Below are 17,953 nucleotides of genomic sequence, written 5' to 3'. Positions count from 1 at the left end.
TTTGCCTTAGTCCACGCGGACGAAGGATTTGAAATCATACGCATCCCGTTTGCCGTCGATGCGCAGGACGGTGGTCATCGCGGGCATGCCCCGCGCAAAAGTCACGGTCGCCCGGGTCGGCGACGAAGGGGTGTATTCCGCGGTCCGGTTCGCAATCGCCCGCCAGACCGTCCCGTCCGGGCGCGAACACAGGATCTCGGCGCCCGCCGCATTGCCGGTCACGCGCAGCACCGGTTTTCCGGCAAGGTCGCGGCTGGCATAGGTCACGACACCCGGCCCGCTGGCCTCGCAACTCAGGTCTGCGGGGGCGAACATGTCAAAGCTCAGGATGAAGCGCTGGCTGGTCGGCAGGCGGTCGCCCCCGGCCAATTCCCGCGCCATCAGGTCGCCCGCGACCATCGCAAAGGCGGCAAGGGCCAGCAGCACGGCACCAATGATCCGCATCGCCCCCCTCATCGCGCCACCAGAAATGTGGCGATATAGGAATTGTTCGCGAATTCCTGCGCGCCGACGCGGCAGAAGCTTTGCGCATTGCCTTTGACCGCGCCATTGCGGGTCAGATAATCCTCGGCCACGGCATAGATGCGGCGCTTGTCTTCCTTGCTGTCCAGAAACGCCTCGATTTGGGCTTCGGAATAGCCCTGATTGCGGGCATAGGCCTTCAGCGCGCGGGCCTGACCATAGGCATAGATCATCCGCGCATTGTAGCTGGGACATTCGCGACGGATGCGGTCGGCGATCCGCGCGGCGATCAGGCGGTCGTTGACGTATTTTTCCTGGGCCAGCGGCACCTGCTGCGCCGCGACCGGCAGGGCCTGCAGTGAAACTGCGGCAACCGCCGCGGCAACCAGGGTTTTCAGATGTTTCATGGCTGTTGCCTCCTTCGGGTGAAGGGGTGTTTTACCATGCGCGGGCGCCCGCGACCCGACACCTTGGGGTGACCCGGTCGTGAACCGGCCCAAGATCCCGCCAGCGCATGACGCGGCAGAGGCCGCCGGCCCCCTGCCCTTTGTCATGTCACATGCGGGATGCTGCGCCATTGCCGATCACTCCGCCGCCATGGCGCCCATGCGCCCGGTGCGTTTCGCCTTGATACGATCCTCGATTTCCTCGCGGAAGTTGCGGATCAGGCCCTGAATCGGCCATGCGGCGGCATCGCCAAGCGCACAGATCGTGTGGCCTTCGACCTGTTTCGTCACGTCAAACAGCATGTCGATTTCCTCGACCTCTGCCTCGCCCCGGACCAGACGGTCCATGACGCGCATCATCCAGCCGGTGCCTTCGCGGCAGGGCGTGCATTGCCCGCAGCTTTCGTGCTTGAAAAAGGCCGAGAGCCGCCAGATCGCCTTGATGATATCGGTGGACTGATCCATCACGATCATGCAGGCCGTGCCGAATGACGAGCGCAGCTCGCGCATGCCGTCGTAATCCATGATCGCCGTTTCGCACATTTCGGCGGTCAGCACGGGACAGGACGCGCCGCCGGGAATCACGGCCTTCAGGTTTTTCCAGCCACCGCGCACGCCGCCGCCATGACGCTCGATCAGTTCCTTCATCGGAATCGACATGGTTTCTTCGATGACGCAGGGCGTGTTGACGTGGCCGGTCAGGCCGAACAGCTTCAGCCCGGCATTGTTCGGACGGCCGAAGCCCGCGAACCATTCCGGGCCGCGACGCAGGATCGTCGGCACCACGGCAATCGATCTGACGTTGTTCACCGTGGTCGGGCAGCCATACAGCCCCGCCCCCGCCGGGAAGGGCGGCTTCATCCGGGGCATGCCCTTTTGCCTTCCAGCGATTCGAGCAGCGCGGTTTCCTCGCCGCAGATATAAGCGCCGGCGCCGTGGTGGACATAGAGGTCGAAATCCCAGCCCGAACCCGCCGCGTTCCGGCCCAGCAGACCCGCGTCATAGCATTCGTCGATGGCCGATTGCAGCGCCTCGCGTTCGCGGATGAATTCGCCGCGCAGATAGATATAGGAGGCATGCGCCCCCATCGCGAAACTGGCGATCAGCGCACCTTCGATCAGCGTATGCGGATCGTGACGCATGATCTCGCGGTCCTTGCAGGTCGCGGGTTCGGATTCGTCGCCGTTGATGACCAGATAGGCCGGGCGGCCATCCGATTCCTTGGGCATGAAGGACCATTTCAGACCGGTCGGGAAACCCGCCCCGCCCCGGCCACGCAGGCCCGAGGCCTTCATCTCCTCGACGATCTTGTCACGGCCGCGCGCGATGATCGCGGCGGTCCCATCCCAGCAGCCACGCTTTTTCGCGCCCGCCAGCGAACGGTCGCCCATGCCGTAGAGATTGGTAAAGATCCGGTCCTTGTCGTCCAGCATCTGCGTCATCATCCTTATCGTTGCGTGGGCGTCTTGCGCCTGCGCCAGATCCGCCAGGTCACGGCCAGTGACCAGATCATCGCCGCTATCGCCACCAGATCGGCGAGAAAGGCATATTTGGCAGGCAGGCCAAACTGCCCGCCAAGCCATTGAAATCCCAGCCAGAGCAGCATGGTCAGGGCAATCACCGCCCCGGCGATGCGCATCTGGCGCGTGTCAGCCTGCAGCTGCGGGTCAGTCATTGCCGCCCCCCCGCAGTTATTTCGTCCGACGCCATCAGATCGCGGGCCTGGGCAATCCAGTTGTCCGACGCGATCCGTCCGCCAAACCGTCCAAGGCTGGCCGCGATCTTCTGTTCGTCCTCGGCGCCCCACCCTGCGATCTGTTCGAAACGGGTGATGCCCAGATCGTTCAGCAATTCCTCGATCTTGGGTCCGATGCCGTTGATCCGCTTGAGGTCCTGTTTTTCCGCCTTTTCCACACGCGGCGCCGCAGGTTCGGCCTCGGGCTGCGGGGTCGTATCGGTTTCGGGCGCATCGGTGGTCGCGGCATCCGGCGACACGACAGCCTTGGCCACTGTCACACCCGCTTGAGCCGCCATCGCCGGCGCGGGTCGGCTGGGGCGCAACCCGTGATCGTAGGGCCGGGGTTGCCCTTGCGCGACCAGCAGCACCAGCAAGCCGCCCAGCAGCACACAGGTCAGCGCCCCCAGGAAAATCCCGCCAAGCCAGTCCGTCTCGCCAATGCCCGAGACGAACAGCATCACCGCGAGGCCGGCAATGGCCCCGGTGATCCAGCAGTTCCGCGTGCATTCAGCCTGTTGCATCTGGCCTGTCACTCCCGGCGGTTCGCGGCGCCGTCAGCCCTTGTTACCATCATTTGATGCCGAAGACGAAGCCTCGGCGTGATTTCCCTGCGCGGCCCGGTCTTTCAGCCACGGCGTCAGGATCGGCACCTCGGTCCCGTCGATCCGCTTGAGCGTTTCGCCCAGATCGACGGCACGCTGGACCGAGCCGTTGTATTGCGTTCCGCTGCCCTGCAACCCGGCCAGAGCGGTCGGCCCGCCAAGCGCCTCGGACGAAAAGCGGCCGTTTTGCGGGCCCGGCACGGGAACCGCGCCCGACGACATCTGATCAATCAGGGCGGCCAGTTTCTCGGCGGTCAGATCTTCGTAGAAATCCTTGCCGATCTGGGCCATCGGCGCATTGGTGCAGGCCCCAAGGCATTCGACCTCTTCCCAGGAAAACTTGCCGTCAGCGGACAGGGTATGCGGCGTCGGCGCGATTTTTTCGCGGCAGACGCGAATCAGGTCCTCGGCCCCGCAGATCATGCAGGTGGTGGTGCCACAAATCTGGATATTCGCAATCGAACCAACCGGATATAGCTGGAACATGAAATAGAATGTCGCCACCTCAAGGGCCCGCATATAGGCCATGCCCAACAGGTTCGCGCAATATTCGATGGCGGGACGGCTCAGCCAGCCTTCCTGTTCCTGGGCGCGCCACAGGACCGGGATGATCGCCGATTGCTGGCGGCCTTCCGGGTATTTCGTCATCTGGGCTTGGGCCCATTCGAGGTTCGCCGGGGTGAACTCGAAGGACTCGGGCTGGATGGGGGAAAGGCGGCGCAACATCAGCGACAATTCTCCGTCAAAAGGATCGGCGATCCCGATTCATTGCGGGCGGCAAGCGCCCCTGCCAACAAGGTCGGGGTCGTGATTGGGACGAGCATGGCGAAACGGTCGGGCATCAGCGGTCAACCTCGCCGAACACGATATCCAGCGTCGCGATGATCGCGGGCACATCGGCCAGCAGATGGCCACGCGACATCCAGTCGATGGATTGCAGATGCGCGAAACCCGGCGCGCGCAATTTCGCGCGATAGGGTTTGTTGGTGCCGTCGGCGACCAGATAGACGCCGAACTCGCCCTTGGGCGCCTCGACCGCGGCATAAACCTCGCCCGCCGGGACCTTGAAGCCTTCGGTGTAAAGCTTGAAGTGGTGGATCAGGCTTTCCATGTTGGTCTTCATGTCGGTGCGCTTGGGCGGCGTCAGCTTGCCGCGCGCCAGAACGTCGCCTGCGGGTTCCGCACGCAGTTTCTGAACCGCCTGCTTCATGATCCGGGTCGATTCGCGCATTTCCTGCATGCGGATCAGGTAACGGTCGTAGCAGTCACCGTTCTTGCCCACCGGGATCTGAAAATCGAATTCATCATAGCATTCATAGGGTTGCGCGCGGCGCAAATCCCAGGCCAGACCCGAGCCACGGACCATCACGCCGGTATAGCCCCAGTCCAGACAGTCCTGTTCGGTGACGATGCCGATATCGACCAGACGCTGCTTGAAGATGCGGTTTTCGGTCAGCAGCGTGTCCAGATCGTCAACGACCTTGGGGAAATGCTCGCACCATTCCTCGATATCGTCGAGCAGCGCGGGCGGCAGATCCTGATGGACACCGCCGGGACGGAAATAGGCGGCGTGCAGACGCGCGCCACAGGCGCGTTCGTAGAACACCATCAACTGCTCGCGCGCCTCGAACCCCCAGAGCGGCGGGGTCAGCGCACCGACGTCCATCGCGCCGGTCGTCAGCCCCATCAGGTGGTTCAGGATGCGGCCGATTTCGGAAAACAGCACGCGGATCAGGCTGGCGCGGCGCGGGATCCCCGTGCCGGTCAGCTTTTCGATCGCCAGGCACCAGGCATGTTCCTGATTCATCGGCGCGACGTAATCCAGCCGGTCCAGATAGGGCAGGTTCTGCAGATAGGTGCGGCTTTCCATCAGCTTTTCGGTGCCGCGATGCAGCAGGCCGATATGCGGGTCAGCGCGTTCGACAACCTCGCCGTCCAGTTCCAGCACCATGCGCAGCACGCCATGGGCGGCCGGGTGCTGAGGCCCGAAGTTGATGTTGAAATTGCGAATGCTCTGTTCGCCCGCAAGCGCGTCAAAGGAGCCGTCGTCGTAGCTGTTCTTGCGAATATCGCCGTCCATTTGCTCAACCTAGCCTTTTCAACACGTTGGGATGGATTTTGGAGGGGTCAAGGAATCTTCGGTCGCATCCGGGTTGACGTTGCTGCGCATCCATTGCCTGCGCATCCGGATCTGCGACCACATGCGCTGGATCGGGTCACGCATCAGATACAGGAATTTCGAGTCCGGAAAGGCGCTTTGCATCTGCAGATAGCGTTCGCCGCCACGCACGCTGTCGGTCGGGGCGATATCGCCCGCTTCGGCCAGTGCCGGTTCTTTCGCGAAGCTGGCCAGATGCTCCTCGCGCATCTCGCGAAAGCCGATCTGCTTGGGGTCCCAAAGCACGTTGAAGTAGTGGATTTCCTTGACCGGCTGGACATGCACCTGCGGATGCGCAGCGAAATAGCTGTACAGCCAGGTCGTCCCGGCCTTTTGCGCGCCAACGCAAAACAGGAAATTTGCTTCAGCCGAACTCATTCAACCGACACCCTGACACGACTGCACATCACTTGCTCTCCGGAGCCTTTTCATCACCGGGCAGCACATATTTCGCCCCTTCCCAGGGCGACAGAAAATCGAATTGGCGGTATTCCTGAACCAGACGGACGGGTTCGTAGACGACGCGCTTTTCAACGTCGTTCCAGCGCACCTCGACATAGCCGGTGGTCGGGAAATCCTTGCGCAGCGGATGGCCGCGGAAACCGTAATCGGTCACGATCCGGCGGAGGTCGGGATGGCCCGAAAACAGGATGCCGAACAGATCGAAGATCTCGCGCTCATACCAGTTCGCACCGGGGAAGACATCGACCAGCGAAGGCACGATTTCATCCTCGCGGACGGCCAGCCGGACGCGGATCCGCTGGTTCCGGCGCATCGACAGCAGGTGATAGACCACATCGAAACGCGCCGCGCGTTCGGGATGGTCGACCGCCGTGATGTCGATCAGGGTCGAGAACATCAGGTTCGGGTCGCTGCGCAGGTATTCGATCAGATTGACCGCACCCGAAAGCGTGCTGGTCACGTTCAACTCGCCAAAGGCGATCTCGGTCGAAAGCACTTCGTTCTCGCGCGCCAGCGCGATGCGTTCGGCCATGCTCTCCAGCAATTCAGTGTCGACGCTTGTCATGGCCTACCTCACCAGCGTGCCCGTGCGCCGGATGCGGCGCTGAAGTTGCAAGATGCCGTAAAGCAGCGCCTCGGCCGTGGGCGGGCAGCCGGGGACATAGATATCGACCGGCACGATGCGGTCGCAACCGCGCACCACCGAATAGGAATAATGGTAATAGCCGCCGCCATTGGCGCAGCTGCCCATGGAGATCACATAGCGCGGTTCCGGCATCTGGTCATAGACCTTGCGCAGCGCGGGCGCCATCTTGTTGGTCAGCGTGCCCGCGACGATCATCAGGTCCGACTGGCGCGGGGACGCGCGCGGCGCCGTGCCGAAGCGTTCAAGGTCATAGCGCGGCATCGAGGCCTGCATCATCTCGACCGCGCAACAGGCCAGACCAAAGGTCATCCAGTGCAGCGAACCGTTGCGCGCCCAGTTGATGATGTCCTCGGTCGTGGTCAGCAGGAAACCCTTGTCCTGCAGTTCGCGGTTCAGTTCGGCCGTGGCAACCTCGCGATCGGCGCCTGCGGTGTTCAGTCCGGTCATCACGCCCATTCCAGCGCCCCCTTCTTCCACTCATAGGCAAAGCCCACGGTCAGCACGCCCAGAAACACCATCATCGACCAGAATGCGACATCGCTCAGCGCGCCGAAGCTGACGGACCAGGGAAACAGGAAGGCGACCTCAAGGTCGAAGATGATGAAGAGAATCGACACAAGGTAGAAACGCACGTCGAACTTCATCCGCGCATCGTCGAATGCGTTGAAACCGCATTCATAGGCGCTGACCTTTTCGGGGTCGGGGTTGCGCACGGCGACCACCGCTGCGGCGAGGATAAGCACGATCGCCAGAGCCGATGCCATACCGACGAAAACGAGAATCGGCAGGTATTCGTTTAGCAGATAATCCACGGAGTAAGGCTCCCTCTCGCGCGCAGGAACCCGGATGGCGTCCCCACGATGGGTTTGGCTCCCGCTCGTTTAGCCCTGCCTGCGGGCAGGGTCAACGGGCGCAGGTATTTTCCGTCGTCATTCCAGCCATGTTCACTGAACCATGCGACAGTTAAAACGCAAAGGTTAATTCCGATTGAACGCAGCCCGTCCCTGCATTGATGAAATCAGGCCATGCGGGCATGCAGCGCATGCGATTCCCCGCCCGGTTCAGGCGCCCCCATCGTGGCCGATGCGACCCAGATGCGTATCGCCGAATCCCGTCGCGGCCTTCAGGCCCAGGCCAAGCGCCCGGTCGATGCCGATATGCGCCAGCCACAGCCCGCCGACCGCGATCAGCACAGGCAGGCCCAGCCCCACCCCCGCGATCATCAGCAAAAAGGGCAAGGCGTAAAGATGCGCCAGATTATAGCTCGCGGCGCCGATGCGCGGCCCGGCCAGATAGCCCGCCATGCCCAGATCCGGGGCCAGCAGCGCGATGACCCAGCCCAGCCAGCCCAGTTCGGCGGGAACCATCGCCGCGATGACCAGCCCGCCAAGCGCGATGCCCGCGCCCTCGGCCTTTTGCCAGGCGATGGCGGTCATTCGGCGGCTTCGGTCTTGCGGGCGCGGGCCAGCAGCGGGCCGAGATAATGGCCGGTGTGGCTTTCGGGCGTGGCGGCGACATCTTCGGGGGTGCCGGTCGCGACGATGCGCCCGCCGCCGTCACCGCCTTCGGGGCCGATGTCGATGATCCAGTCGGCGGTCTTGATGACGTCCAGATTATGTTCGATCACCACAACCGTATTGCCCTGATCGACAAGGGAATGCAGCACTTCCAACAGCTTGCGGACATCTTCGAAATGCAGGCCGGTGGTGGGTTCATCCGGGATATACAGGGTCCGGCCGGTCGCCCGGCGGCTGAGTTCCTTGGCCAGCTTGACCCGCTGCGCCTCGCCGCCCGACAGCGTCGTCGCCTGTTGCCCGACCTTGATATAGCCAAGGCCGACCTCCATCAGCGCATCCATTTTCTCGCGGATCGAGGGCACGGCGCGGAAAAATTCCTGCGCATCCTCGACCGTCATGTCCAGCACATCGGCGATGGATTTGCCCTTGAACACGACCTCCAGCGTTTCGCGGTTGTAGCGCTTGCCCTTGCAGGTTTCGCATTCGACATAGACGTCGGGCAGGAAATGCATCTCGATCTTGATGACGCCGTCGCCCTGACAGGCCTCGCACCTGCCGCCCTTGACGTTGAAGCTGAAACGGCCGGGTTTGTAGCCGCGCGCCTTGGATTCGGGCAGGCCCGCGAACCAGTCGCGGATCGGGGTAAAGGCGCCGGTATAGGTCGCCGGGTTCGACCGCGGCGTGCGCCCGATGGGGCGCTGGTCGATGTCGATGACCTTGTCCAGATGTTCCAGCCCCTTGATGGTTTCGCAGGGCGCGGGGGTCTGTTTCGCGCCGTTCAGCCGCATGCTGGCGGTCTTGAACAGGGTTTCAATCGTCAGGGTCGATTTGCCGCCGCCCGACACCCCGGACACGCAGACGAATTTGCCCAAGGGGAATTCCGCCGTGACGTCTTTCAGGTTGTTGCCGGTCGCGCCGACCACCACGACCTTCTTGCCGTTCCCCTTGCGCCGCGTCGCGGATACCGGAATTTCCCGCGCGCCGGACAGATATTGCCCGGTCAGGCTGGCCGGATCGGCGGCGATTTCGGCGGGCGTGCCCTGTGCAATGACCTGCCCGCCATGCACCCCGGCCCCCGGCCCGATGTCGAAAACGTAATCGGCATGGCGGATCGCGTCTTCGTCATGTTCGACCACCAGCACCGAATTGCCCTGATCGCGCAGGTTCATCAGGGTTTGCAGCAGCCGGTCATTGTCGCGCTGATGCAGGCCGATGGATGGCTCGTCCAGCACATACAACACCCCTGTCAGCCCCGAACCGATCTGGCTGGCCAGCCGGATCCGCTGACTTTCGCCGCCCGACAAGGTGCCCGCCGCGCGCGACAGCGTCAGATAATCCAGCCCGACATTCACAAGAAACCCAAGCCTTTCCCGGATTTCCTTGACGATCGGCCCGGCGATTTCGGCCTTTTGCCGGGTCAGCTGATCGGGCGCGGCGATGATCCAGTCCAGCGCCTCGCGGATGGATTTTTCGACCACCTGACCGATGTGATCGCCGGCGATCCTGACGGCCAGCGCCTCGGGTTTCAGGCGGTAGCCGTGGCAGGCGCCGCAGGGGCGGTTGTTCTGATAACGCTCGAATTCCTCGCGGACCCAGGCACTGTCGGTTTCGCGCAGGCGCCGTTCCATATTCGGAATGATACCTTCAAAGGTGCGGGTGATTTCATAGATCCGGCCCGCGTCGTCAAAGCGAAACGGGATTTCCTCGGCCCCCGAACCATAGAGGAACAGCTTTTGAATCGGTTCCGGCAGGTCCTTCCACGCGGTTTTCTTGTCGAAACCGTAATGTTTCGCCAGCGCGTTGATGGTCTGGGTCAGATAGGCCGATTTCGACTTGGCCCAAGGGGCCAGCGCACCCTGCGCGACCGACAGGCTGCTGTCGGGCACGACCAGACGGTCGTCAAAGAACAGTTCGACCCCTGAGCCGTCGCAGACCGGACAGGCACCAAAGGGCGCGTTGAAGGAAAACAGCCGCGGCTCGATTTCGGGAATGGTGAAGCCCGACACCGGGCAGGCGAAATTCTCGGAAAAGGTGATGCGTTCGGGATCACCCGAGCCATTTTCGTCTCCTGCCCCGCCCCCCGCGGTTTCCAGAACCGCGATGCCATCGGCCAGATCCAGCGCGGTGCGGAAACTGTCGGCCAGCCGGGTCTGCATGCCATCGCGCACGACGATGCGGTCCACGACCACGTCGATATTGTGGCGGAATTTCTTGTCCAGAACAGGCGGCTCATCCAACTCGTGAAAGGCGCCATTCACCTTGACGCGCTGGAAGCCCTGTTTGCGCAGTTCAAGGAATTCCTTTTTATATTCGCCCTTGCGGTCGCGCACGATGGGGGCCAGCAGATAGGCGCGCGTGCCCTCGGGCAGTTCCATCACGCGGTCGACCATGTCCTGAACCTGCTGCGCCTCGATCGGCAGGCCGGTCGCGGGGCTATAGGGCGTGCCGGACCGCGCGAACAGCAGACGCAGATAGTCATAGATTTCCGTCACCGTCCCGACGGTCGAGCGCGGGTTTTTCGACGTGGTTTTCTGCTCGATCGAAATTGCGGGGGACAGCCCGCTGATGCGGTCGACGTCGGGCTTGCCCGCCATGTCCAGGAACTGCCGCGCATAGGCCGACAGGCTTTCGACATAGCGCCGCTGCCCCTCGGCATAGATCGTGTCAAAGGCCAGACTGGATTTACCCGATCCCGACAGGCCGGTAATCACCACCAGCCTGTCGCGCGGAATATCCATATCCACGTTCTTGAGATTATGCTCGCGCGCGCCGCGCACCTCGATGAACTTCTGTTCCATCGTCGCCTTTCGATCCCGGCCCGAGATTCCGACAGACCGGACTTGCCGAGTCCCTGCCAAGCGCATCACATAGGCAGAGAACACGAAAACGCAACCGTTAACTTGGAACATAACGCGAACAAATGCCGATGACATGGCGGCGCAGCAACGCCGCGCAGATCACAGGGGGAACGAAATGGCCACGCAACATTACACCGGCGGATGCCAATGCGGCGCCATCACCTATCAGGTCGATGCCGATCTGGACACGACCTTCACCTGCAACTGTTCACGCTGCAAAAGGACCGGCATCGTGCTGGCCTTCGTGCCGCAAGACCGGTTCCTGCTGACCCGCGACGGGCCGGTGACGGAATATCTGTTCAACAAGATGGCCGTGCATCACCGCTTTTGCCCGACCTGCGGCATCGAATCCTATGCGACGGGCACGGGGCCTGACGGGACGCAGATGGTCGCGGTCAATGTGAACTGTCTGGACGGCGTCGATCCGCGCGCCCTGAAAAGCCGCCATATCGACGGCGCCTCGTTCTGATCAGCCGCCCGTATGGCTCATATGGCGGGTCATCTGCCCGCCGATCCCGCGCGAGTAATCGAAATCATGGCCCTTGGGCTTGCGGGCAATCGCCGCGCGGATCGCATCGGCCACGATGGCATCGTCATCCGAGGCCCGCAGCGCCGCGCGCAGATCGGCCCGGTCCTCCTGCCCCAGACACATGAACAGCTCGCCCGTGCAGGTCAGCCGCACGCGGTTGCAGCTTTCGCAGAAATTATGGGTCAGGGGCGTGATAAAGCCCAGCTTTTGCCCGGTTTCCTCAATGCGGAAATAGCGCGCAGGCCCGCCCGTCCGCTCGGTCAGGGGCGTCAGTTCGACCCGTTCCTGCAAACGGCGACGCAGATCCGACAGCGGCCAATACTGGTCCAGACGATCCTCGCCCTCGATCTCGCCCATGGGCATGACCTCGATAAAGGTCATGTCGTGGTCGTTTTCGGCGCACCAATCGACCAGCCGGAACAGCTCATCCTCGTTGAACCCCTTCAGCGCGACGGTGTTGATCTTGACGCGCAACCCCGCAGCCTTGGCCGCAGCAATCCCCCCCAGAACCTGAGGCAGACGCCCCCACCGGGTCACGGCCGCGAATTTATCCGCATCCAGCGTATCCAGCGACACATTCACCCGCCGCACGCCGATTTCGGCCAGTTCCTCCGCGAAACGCGCAAGCTGACTGCCGTTGGTGGTCAGGGTCAGCTCATCCAGCCCCTGCCCCAGATGACGCGACATCGCCCGGAAAAAGCTCATGATATTGCGCCGCACCAGAGGCTCGCCCCCGGTCACGCGCAGCTTGCGCACCCCCAGACCGACAAAGGCCGAACACAAACGGTCCAGCTCCTCCAGCGTCAGCAGATCCGCCTTGGGCAGGAATTGCATATGCTCGGCCATGCAATAGGTGCAGCGGAAATCGCAGCGATCCGTCACCGATACCCGCAGGTAGGTGATCGGTCGATTGAAACCGTCTATGATGGGCGCGTTTTCCATAGCCATCAACATAGTGCCGCACAGCCCGACAGACAAGCAGCCTGCGCATCATCCCGATTGCCGCCGGTGGACAGCCAAAGCCGGTAAGGCTAGCCTTCCCCAAGCAGCGAGACGAGGCCCGCATGACATTTTCCACCAGGCATTTCCTGATCACCCTTCCCTTCCTGGCTCTGGCCGGTTGCCAGACCGCCACGACAACCGCAAACACCCCCAACCAGTCCCAGGCGACGACCAAAGCCGCAACCCAGGCCGCCACAACCGTCGCCGCAACGGTCGCGCCCGCCCGCACCGCGCCGACCCCACGCCCGACCGCCCGCACCGCCGAGGAATTCAATACCACCACCCCCGAACAGCGCAGCGAGGCGGCGAAACCGACCGCGACCGGCGAACGCAAACTCGGCAATACCATCGCCTCGCTTGGCGACCCGACCCAGCCCGGTTTCTGGATCAAGACGCCCCTTGTCACCGACCCCGGCAAGGGCCGCATCCGCAACCCCGCCAACGGCAGATCGGCGCGGGTCGAACTCGTCCCCCTTGCCGGCCCGGCCAGCGGCGGCAGCCAGGTTTCCCTGCCCGCGCTGCAACTGATCGGCGTCAGCCTGACCGACCTGCCTTCGATCGAGGTCTTTCAGGAATAAACCACGAAAACCTTTCCAGATCGCAAAAGGGCCCCGAAAAGGCCCCTTTCTTCATCATGAAAATACCCAAACCGCGGCGGTTCAACCGTCGATGCGGATGCGCGCGTTCTCGGGGTCATAGGGGCTGTCGACCGTCACCTCGGCATCATACAGATCGCCCAGCATCCGGACCTTCAGCTTTGTGCCGGGTTCCGCCAGATCGGGGCGGACATAGCCCATGCCGATCTGCTTGCCAAAGCCCACCGAATACCCGCCCGAGGTCAGGCGCCCGATCCGTTCGCCCGCGTGGAAAATCCCCTCGCGGCCCCAGGGATCGGCATCGGCGGGACCGTCGATCAGCAGCGTCACGCAGAGCGACCGGATCCCCTTGTCCAGCATCGCCTGCTTGCCGTTGAACTCCTTGCCCAGATCGACAAAGCGGTCCAGCGCGGCCTCCAGCGGGGTTGCATCGCGGCCCAGTTCGGTGCCGAAGGCGCGATAGGATTTTTCCTGACGCAGCCAGTTCTGCGCCCGCGCGCCGACCAGTTTCAGCCCGTGCTTTTCGCCCGCCGCAACCAGTTGGTCCCACAGATAGCGGCCGAATTCGATGGGATAGTGCAATTCCCAACCCAATTCGCCGGTATAGGCGACGCGGATGGCGCGGACCGGGCACATGCCCAGTTCGATATTGCGCATCGACAGCCAGGGGAAACGCTTGTTCGACAGCGCGGTTTCGGGATTCGCGTCGCGGATCAGTTCGGCTAGAATGGCGCGGCTGTTCGGGCCCGCGATGGCATAGACGCCCCATTGCGTGGTGATGTCCTGCACGGTGATCGCGCCGAATTCGGGCGCCTTGTCCTCGGCCGATTTGACCAGATAATCGCCGTCGTAATCCGTCCATGCCCCGGCCGAGATGACATAGTAATCATCTTCGGCCAGCCGCACGATGGTATATTCGGTGCGGGTCGTCCCGGTAGAGGTCAGCGCATAGGTCAGGTTGATGCGGCCGACCTTGGGCAGCTTGTTCGTCGTGAACCAGTCCAGGAAAGCCGTCGCGCCGGGGCCGGACACGCGATGCTTGGTGAATGCCGATGCGTCGATCAGACCGGCGGTGCTGCGCAGCGCCTCGGCCTCGGCCCTGGCATATTCCCACCAGCCGCCCCGGCGAAAGCTGCGGCTGGCGTGGTCGTCGAAACCGGCGGGGGCGTAATAGTTCGGACGCTCCCACCCGTTGACCTGCCCCATCTGGGCGCCCGCCGCGATCTGGCGATCATAGGCGGGGGCGGTGCGCAGCGGGCGGGCGGCTTCGCGCTCTTCGTCCGGGTGGTGCAGGATAAAGACATGCTCATAGCATTCTTCGTTTTTCTGCCTGGCATATTCGGTGGTCATCCAGCGGCCGTAGCGGCGCGGATCAAGGGCTGCCATGTCGATCTCGGCCTCGCCCTCGACCATCATCTGGGCAAGGTAATGGCCGACGCCACCGGCGGCGGTGATGCCAAAGCTGAAACCCTCGGCCAGCCACATGTTGCGCAGGCCGGGCGCCGGGCCGACCAGCGGGTTGCCGTCCGGCGTGTAGCAGATCGGGCCGTTGAAGTCGTCTTTCAGACCCACGGTTTCCGAACTGGGCAGCCGGTGGATCATCGACATGTATTCTTCCTCGATCCGTTCCAGATCCAGCGGGAACAGATCGGCGCGGAAGGTTTCGGGCACGTCATACAGGAACCGCGCAGGCGCCCCCGCCTCATAGGGGCCAAGGATCCAGCCGCCGCGTTCCTCGCGGACATACCATTTCGCATCGGCATCGCGCAGGACGGGGTGTTCGGGGTTGCCATCGGCACGCCATTTCAGCAGCGCCGGGTCGGGTTCGGTGACGATGAACTGGTGTTCGACCGGAATCGCGGGGATCTTGATGCCCAGAAGCCGCGCGGTGCGCTGTGCGTGGTTGCCGGTCGCGGTCACGACATGTTCGGCATGGATGTCGAACAATTCGCCCGAGCCGACCAGGTTGCCGCCCTTTTCCACCATCTTTTCGCAGGTGACGATCCATTCCGATCCGGTCCATTTGTAACCGTTGACCTGAATCTTGCGTTCGATTTTCGCGCCCGCCATGCGCGCGCCCTTGGCCATGGCCTGCGTCACGTCGGCGGGGTTGATATAGCCATCGGTCGGGTGGAACAGCGCGCCTTTCAGCCCGTCGATATTGACCAGCGGCCAGCGTTCCTTGATCTGCGCAGGCGTCAGGAATTCATGTTCGACATTCACCGTTTCCGCGATGGATGAATACAGCCTGTATTCGTCCATCCGCGCATCGGTCTGCGCCATGCGCAGGTTGCCGCAGCGGGTGAACCCGGCGTTCAGCCCGGTTTCAGCCTCCAGCCCGGCATAGAGCTTGACGGAATAATCGTGGATGTGGCTGGTCGCGTAACCCATGTTGAACAGCGGCAGCAGACCCGCCGCGTGCCAGGTCGAACCTGCCGTCAGCTCGTCGCGTTCGACCAGCAGCGTGTCCCAACCCGCGCGGGCAAGGTGCAGGGCAATGCCGCAGCCAACCGCGCCGCCACCGACGACCAGGGCTTTTACATGGGTGTTCATCGAAATCTCCGTAATAGGGCTTGCGGCGATTTTGCCAAAGCCGGGGCGGAACAGCCGAATGGCGACGACGCATTATGCGTCAAATGCGACACGGATAAAAAATGCCCCGGCGCGGGCCGGGGCAGAGGCGAAACGGCAGGCCTAATGGCTGGACGGCAGCACCTGATCCGGCGGCCGGTGGCCATCGGCAAAGGTCTTGATGTTGATGATGACCTTTTCGCCCATCTCGGCCCGGCCTTCGTTCGTCGCGGACCCCATATGCGGCAGCAACACGACATTGGGCAGTTCGCGCAGGCGCGGGTTGATTTCATGGCCATGTTCGAACACGTCCAGCCCCGCCCCCGCGATTTCGCCGGTGCGCAGCATCCGCGTCAGGGCGTTTTCGTCGATGATTTCCCCGCGCGAGGTGTTGACGATCACCGCCGAGGGTTTCAGCAGCTTCAGCCGCCGCGCATTCAGCAGGTGAAAGGTCGACGGCGTATGCGGCGCATTGACGGTGATGATATCCATCCGCGCCAGCATCTGATCGACGCTTTCCCAGTAATGGGCCTGCAATTCGTCCTCGATTTCCGGGCGCAGGCGGCGGCGGTTGTGGTAATGGACCTGCATGCCGAATGCGTTGGCGCGGCGCGCGACGGCCTGCCCGATCCGCCCCATGCCCAGAATCCCCAGACGACGCCCGCCGACCCGGCTGCCCAGATGAGTCGTCGGCGCCCAGCCCTGCCAGCGCCCGGCCTGCATTTCCGCCATGCCTTCGGGGATGCGGCGGTCGCGCGACAGAATCAGGGCGAGTGACCATGTCGGCGGTGTCTTCGGTCACGACATCGGGGGTGTTGGTGACCAGAATGCCGCGCTGCCGGGCCGAGTGAACATCACTGTGATCGACGCCCGCGCTGAACCTCGCGATCAGCTTCAGCCGTTCGCCCGCGCGGGCCAGCATGCTGGCGTCGATGACATCGGTCAGGGTCGGCACGATCACGTCGGATTGCTGCATCAGCGTGACCAGCGCCTCGCGGTCAAGCTTGGTGTCATCATCCCGCAAGGTGACGTCGAACAGCTCGGACATGCGGGTTTCGACCGCCTCGGGCAGGCGGCGCGTGACCGAGACCTTCAGTCGTGGCCGGGCATTCGTGGTCGCGTAACTTGCAGGCATGGTTGCTCCTCTCTTCCAAAGCCGGGCGGCTTTTGGCAAACTGACGGTGATCATGGGCAGTGACAAGACCCGGACAGGGCCAGAGATGAAAATCAATATGCGACGCGCGCCGCTTTTCGCGGCTTTTCTTATCCTGTGCGACCTTGGGCTGGGGGGCGTGGTCGTTCCCGCCCATGCACAGGCCGATTCCGCCACGGCGGACCCAACGGTCGAACTGATCGAGCAAGGCGGGGTTTCCGCCGATGCGATGATCAGCCGCCACCAGAACGGAACAGCGCGACCCGAACCGGGGCGCGGTGACGAATCTGCCGGCTGCCGCGCTATGTCAGCCTCAAGGGCGGTCAGGGCAACGCAAGGCGCGGCCCCAGCCTGTCGCACCGGATTGACTGGGTGTTCCGCCATTCCGGCATGCCCTTGCGCGTCGTCGCCGAATTCGGCCATTGGCGCCGGGTCGAGGATCAGGACGGCGCCGGCGGATGGGTGCATTACGCGCCGCTGTCGGGCGTGCGCACGGCCATCGTGCAAAAGGACATGATCGAACTGAAATCGCGCGCCGACGACCAGTCCAGCACCGTCGCGCGGGCCGAGGCCGGGGCGATCGTGCGTCTGCACGAATGCAACACCGACTGGTGCCGGGCATCCGGCGGCGGCGAAAAGGGCTGGGTGCGCAAGACCGATATCTGGGGTGTCGATGCCGATGAGATCCGCGACCGACGCCTGTTCAACCCATTGAAAAGGCCGCCAATGAAAAGGGCCGGGAATATCCCGGCCCTTTTGTCATCCACGACCTGCCCGCCTTACAGCGTGCCGACCAGCGCATCGCTGGATGCCGGGGCGCGTTCGCACTGGTAATAGGTCAGCGTTGTCTGATCCTCGGTCACGCGCAGAACGTTTTCACGGGTCTGCAACTGGATGACGCGGTTGCCGACATTGTCGCAGTTCAGCGTCACCTCGGTCGCGCTGACCTTGGACCCTGAACTGGCGACCACGCAGCTTGACGCCGGAAGTTGAAGCGGTTGCCGTCGATGGTCAGCCCGGTTCGGTTGCCCGCAGCCCCGCAATCCGAGGCGCGCAGGTTATGGACACCATTCAGCGCATTGGACGAGGCGATGGGACCGGGGGTCGGTTCGGGCGTCGCCGGCGGCGTGGTTTCACAGGCGGCAATGGCCAGCAGGGCAGCAACGGCAAGGCCGGGTGCGATCAGTCTGGTCGTCTTCATCTAAGTCCTCCT

The 17,953-nt window shown here is 63.2% G+C and carries 19 protein-coding genes and 2 pseudogenes; 3 read left to right on the top strand and 18 right to left on the bottom strand.

The genetic code is table 11. The features are described from left to right. Nucleotides 1-6: 6 nt before the first annotated feature. From PE067_RS15200 to uvrA, 13 genes and pseudogenes are all read right to left on the bottom strand, one after another. Nucleotides 7-444 carry a hypothetical protein gene (locus PE067_RS15200; protein WP_276190551.1) on the bottom strand — a complete coding sequence of 146 codons (438 nt, stop codon included), beginning with the start codon at nucleotides 442-444 and terminating at the stop codon, nucleotides 7-9. A gap of 8 nt (nucleotides 445-452) precedes the next feature. Continuing rightward, entirely contained in the window at nucleotides 453-869 is a 417-nt protein-coding gene (locus tag PE067_RS15195) for a DUF5333 domain-containing protein (RefSeq protein ID WP_276190550.1), read from the bottom strand. A gap of 177 nt (nucleotides 870-1,046) precedes the next feature. Next, nucleotides 1,047-2,341 (bottom strand): annotated as a pseudogene (gene nuoF, locus PE067_RS15190) (NADH-quinone oxidoreductase subunit NuoF). Nucleotides 2,342-2,355: 14 nt separating this feature from the next. Continuing rightward, the gene (locus PE067_RS15185) at nucleotides 2,356-2,583 is read right to left on the bottom strand and encodes a DUF5337 domain-containing protein (protein ID WP_276190549.1); all 228 of its coding nucleotides are present in this window, start codon (nucleotides 2,581-2,583) and stop codon (nucleotides 2,356-2,358) included. Further along, a complete protein-coding gene (locus PE067_RS15180; RefSeq protein ID WP_276190548.1) occupies nucleotides 2,580-3,167 on the bottom strand; it encodes a hypothetical protein in 588 nt (195 codons plus the stop codon). Before PE067_RS15180 ends, PE067_RS15185 begins: the two co-directional genes overlap by 4 nt. Before the next feature lie 33 nt (nucleotides 3,168-3,200). Then, nucleotides 3,201-3,974, bottom strand: a complete 774-nt coding sequence (gene nuoE, locus PE067_RS15175) for an NADH-quinone oxidoreductase subunit NuoE (protein WP_276190547.1) — start codon at nucleotides 3,972-3,974, stop codon at nucleotides 3,201-3,203. Between the two features lie 115 nt (nucleotides 3,975-4,089). Next, on the bottom strand, nucleotides 4,090-5,328 hold the full coding sequence (locus tag PE067_RS15170; protein WP_276190546.1) for an NADH-quinone oxidoreductase subunit D: 1,239 nt from the start codon (nucleotides 5,326-5,328) through the stop codon (nucleotides 4,090-4,092). Between the two features lie 18 nt (nucleotides 5,329-5,346). Further along, nucleotides 5,347-5,784: a sulfotransferase domain-containing protein gene (locus PE067_RS15165; protein ID WP_276190545.1), complete on the bottom strand. Its 438-nt coding sequence runs from the start codon at nucleotides 5,782-5,784 to the stop codon at nucleotides 5,347-5,349. A gap of 28 nt (nucleotides 5,785-5,812) precedes the next feature. Beyond that, entirely contained in the window at nucleotides 5,813-6,433 is a 621-nt protein-coding gene (locus tag PE067_RS15160; protein ID WP_276190544.1) for an NADH-quinone oxidoreductase subunit C, read from the bottom strand. Between the two features lie 3 nt (nucleotides 6,434-6,436). Beyond that, nucleotides 6,437-6,961 carry an NADH-quinone oxidoreductase subunit B gene (locus tag PE067_RS15155; RefSeq protein WP_276190543.1) on the bottom strand — a complete coding sequence of 175 codons (525 nt, stop codon included), beginning with the start codon at nucleotides 6,959-6,961 and terminating at the stop codon, nucleotides 6,437-6,439. Further along, nucleotides 6,961-7,326 carry an NADH-quinone oxidoreductase subunit A gene (locus tag PE067_RS15150; RefSeq protein WP_276190542.1) on the bottom strand — a complete coding sequence of 122 codons (366 nt, stop codon included), beginning with the start codon at nucleotides 7,324-7,326 and terminating at the stop codon, nucleotides 6,961-6,963. The genes PE067_RS15155 and PE067_RS15150 overlap by 1 nt, the downstream gene beginning before the upstream one ends. A 249-nt stretch (nucleotides 7,327-7,575) precedes the next feature. After that, the gene (locus tag PE067_RS15145) at nucleotides 7,576-7,950 is read right to left on the bottom strand and encodes a DUF4260 domain-containing protein (RefSeq protein ID WP_276190541.1); all 375 of its coding nucleotides are present in this window, start codon (nucleotides 7,948-7,950) and stop codon (nucleotides 7,576-7,578) included. Then, entirely contained in the window at nucleotides 7,947-10,829 is a 2,883-nt protein-coding gene (gene uvrA / locus PE067_RS15140; RefSeq protein ID WP_276190540.1) for an excinuclease ABC subunit UvrA, read from the bottom strand. The genes PE067_RS15145 and uvrA overlap by 4 nt, the downstream gene beginning before the upstream one ends. A 175-nt stretch (nucleotides 10,830-11,004) precedes the next feature. On the opposite strand from uvrA, the gene PE067_RS15135 reads away from it, so the two are divergent. Next, nucleotides 11,005-11,358 (top strand): GFA family protein, encoded by a 354-nt coding sequence (locus tag PE067_RS15135; protein ID WP_276190539.1) that lies wholly within the window; start codon nucleotides 11,005-11,007, stop codon nucleotides 11,356-11,358. Here PE067_RS15135 and moaA read toward each other — a convergent pair whose 3' ends face one another. Continuing rightward, on the bottom strand, nucleotides 11,359-12,360 hold the full coding sequence (gene moaA / locus PE067_RS15130; protein ID WP_276190776.1) for a GTP 3',8-cyclase MoaA: 1,002 nt from the start codon (nucleotides 12,358-12,360) through the stop codon (nucleotides 11,359-11,361). It abuts the gene before it with no gap. 122 nt (nucleotides 12,361-12,482) lie between these two features. On the opposite strand from moaA, the gene PE067_RS15125 reads away from it, so the two are divergent. After that, complete coding sequence (locus PE067_RS15125; protein WP_276190538.1) at nucleotides 12,483-12,998, top strand: hypothetical protein; 516 nt, start codon at nucleotides 12,483-12,485, stop codon at nucleotides 12,996-12,998. 81 nt (nucleotides 12,999-13,079) lie between these two features. On the opposite strand, the gene PE067_RS15120 is transcribed toward PE067_RS15125, so the two are convergent. Both PE067_RS15120 and PE067_RS15115 read right to left on the bottom strand, forming a co-directional pair. Next, nucleotides 13,080-15,569 (bottom strand): FAD-dependent oxidoreductase, encoded by a 2,490-nt coding sequence (locus PE067_RS15120; protein WP_276190537.1) that lies wholly within the window; start codon nucleotides 15,567-15,569, stop codon nucleotides 13,080-13,082. 141 nt (nucleotides 15,570-15,710) lie between these two features. Beyond that, a pseudogene (locus PE067_RS15115) lies at nucleotides 15,711-16,722 on the bottom strand (D-glycerate dehydrogenase). A gap of 390 nt (nucleotides 16,723-17,112) precedes the next feature. On the opposite strand from PE067_RS15115, the gene PE067_RS15110 reads away from it, so the two are divergent. Further along, nucleotides 17,113-17,574, top strand: coding sequence for an SH3 domain-containing protein (locus tag PE067_RS15110; RefSeq protein ID WP_276190536.1), 462 nt, complete (start codon nucleotides 17,113-17,115; stop codon nucleotides 17,572-17,574). Here the strand turns inward: PE067_RS15110 and PE067_RS15105 are convergent. Together PE067_RS15105 and PE067_RS15100 are read right to left on the bottom strand one after the other, a co-directional pair. After that, nucleotides 17,520-17,672, bottom strand: a complete 153-nt coding sequence (locus PE067_RS15105; RefSeq protein WP_276190513.1) for a hypothetical protein — start codon at nucleotides 17,670-17,672, stop codon at nucleotides 17,520-17,522. The two genes, PE067_RS15110 and PE067_RS15105, sit on opposite strands and share 55 nt — an antisense overlap. Next, on the bottom strand, nucleotides 17,669-17,941 hold the full coding sequence (locus PE067_RS15100; RefSeq protein ID WP_276190511.1) for a hypothetical protein: 273 nt from the start codon (nucleotides 17,939-17,941) through the stop codon (nucleotides 17,669-17,671). Before PE067_RS15100 ends, PE067_RS15105 begins: the two co-directional genes overlap by 4 nt. Nucleotides 17,942-17,953 lie beyond the last annotated feature (12 nt).

This window comes from Paracoccus sp. DMF-8, from assembly GCF_029309835.1.
GTDB lineage: Bacteria > Pseudomonadota > Alphaproteobacteria > Rhodobacterales > Rhodobacteraceae > Paracoccus.
The sequence above is the reverse complement of the archived record's forward strand: the minus strand, read 5'-3'. Positions and strand labels throughout refer to the sequence as shown.

Bases quoted from the DNA above. Each gene is read 5' to 3' on its own strand.
- PE067_RS15200 (WP_276190551.1), bottom strand. From the start codon at position 444: ATGCGGATCATTGGTGCCGTGCTGCTGGCCCTTGCCGCCTTTGCGATG.
- PE067_RS15195 (WP_276190550.1), bottom strand. From the start codon at position 869: ATGAAACATCTGAAAACCCTGGTTGCCGCGGCGGTTGCCGCAGTTTCA.
- PE067_RS15185 (WP_276190549.1), bottom strand. From the start codon at position 2,583: ATGACTGACCCGCAGCTGCAGGCTGACACGCGCCAGATGCGCATCGCC.
- PE067_RS15180 (WP_276190548.1), bottom strand. From the start codon at position 3,167: ATGCAACAGGCTGAATGCACGCGGAACTGCTGGATCACCGGGGCCATT.
- nuoE (WP_276190547.1), bottom strand. From the start codon at position 3,974: ATGTTGCGCCGCCTTTCCCCCATCCAGCCCGAGTCCTTCGAGTTCACC.
- PE067_RS15170 (WP_276190546.1), bottom strand. From the start codon at position 5,328: ATGGACGGCGATATTCGCAAGAACAGCTACGACGACGGCTCCTTTGAC.
- PE067_RS15165 (WP_276190545.1), bottom strand. From the start codon at position 5,784: ATGAGTTCGGCTGAAGCAAATTTCCTGTTTTGCGTTGGCGCGCAAAAG.
- PE067_RS15160 (WP_276190544.1), bottom strand. From the start codon at position 6,433: ATGACAAGCGTCGACACTGAATTGCTGGAGAGCATGGCCGAACGCATC.
- PE067_RS15155 (WP_276190543.1), bottom strand. From the start codon at position 6,961: ATGACCGGACTGAACACCGCAGGCGCCGATCGCGAGGTTGCCACGGCC.
- PE067_RS15145 (WP_276190541.1), bottom strand. From the start codon at position 7,950: ATGACCGCCATCGCCTGGCAAAAGGCCGAGGGCGCGGGCATCGCGCTT.
- uvrA (WP_276190540.1), bottom strand. From the start codon at position 10,829: ATGGAACAGAAGTTCATCGAGGTGCGCGGCGCGCGCGAGCATAATCTC.
- PE067_RS15135 (WP_276190539.1), top strand. From the start codon at position 11,005: ATGGCCACGCAACATTACACCGGCGGATGCCAATGCGGCGCCATCACC.
- moaA (WP_276190776.1), bottom strand. From the start codon at position 12,360: ATGGAAAACGCGCCCATCATAGACGGTTTCAATCGACCGATCACCTAC.
- PE067_RS15125 (WP_276190538.1), top strand. From the start codon at position 12,483: ATGACATTTTCCACCAGGCATTTCCTGATCACCCTTCCCTTCCTGGCT.
- PE067_RS15120 (WP_276190537.1), bottom strand. From the start codon at position 15,569: ATGAACACCCATGTAAAAGCCCTGGTCGTCGGTGGCGGCGCGGTTGGC.
- PE067_RS15100 (WP_276190511.1), bottom strand. From the start codon at position 17,941: ATGAAGACGACCAGACTGATCGCACCCGGCCTTGCCGTTGCTGCCCTG.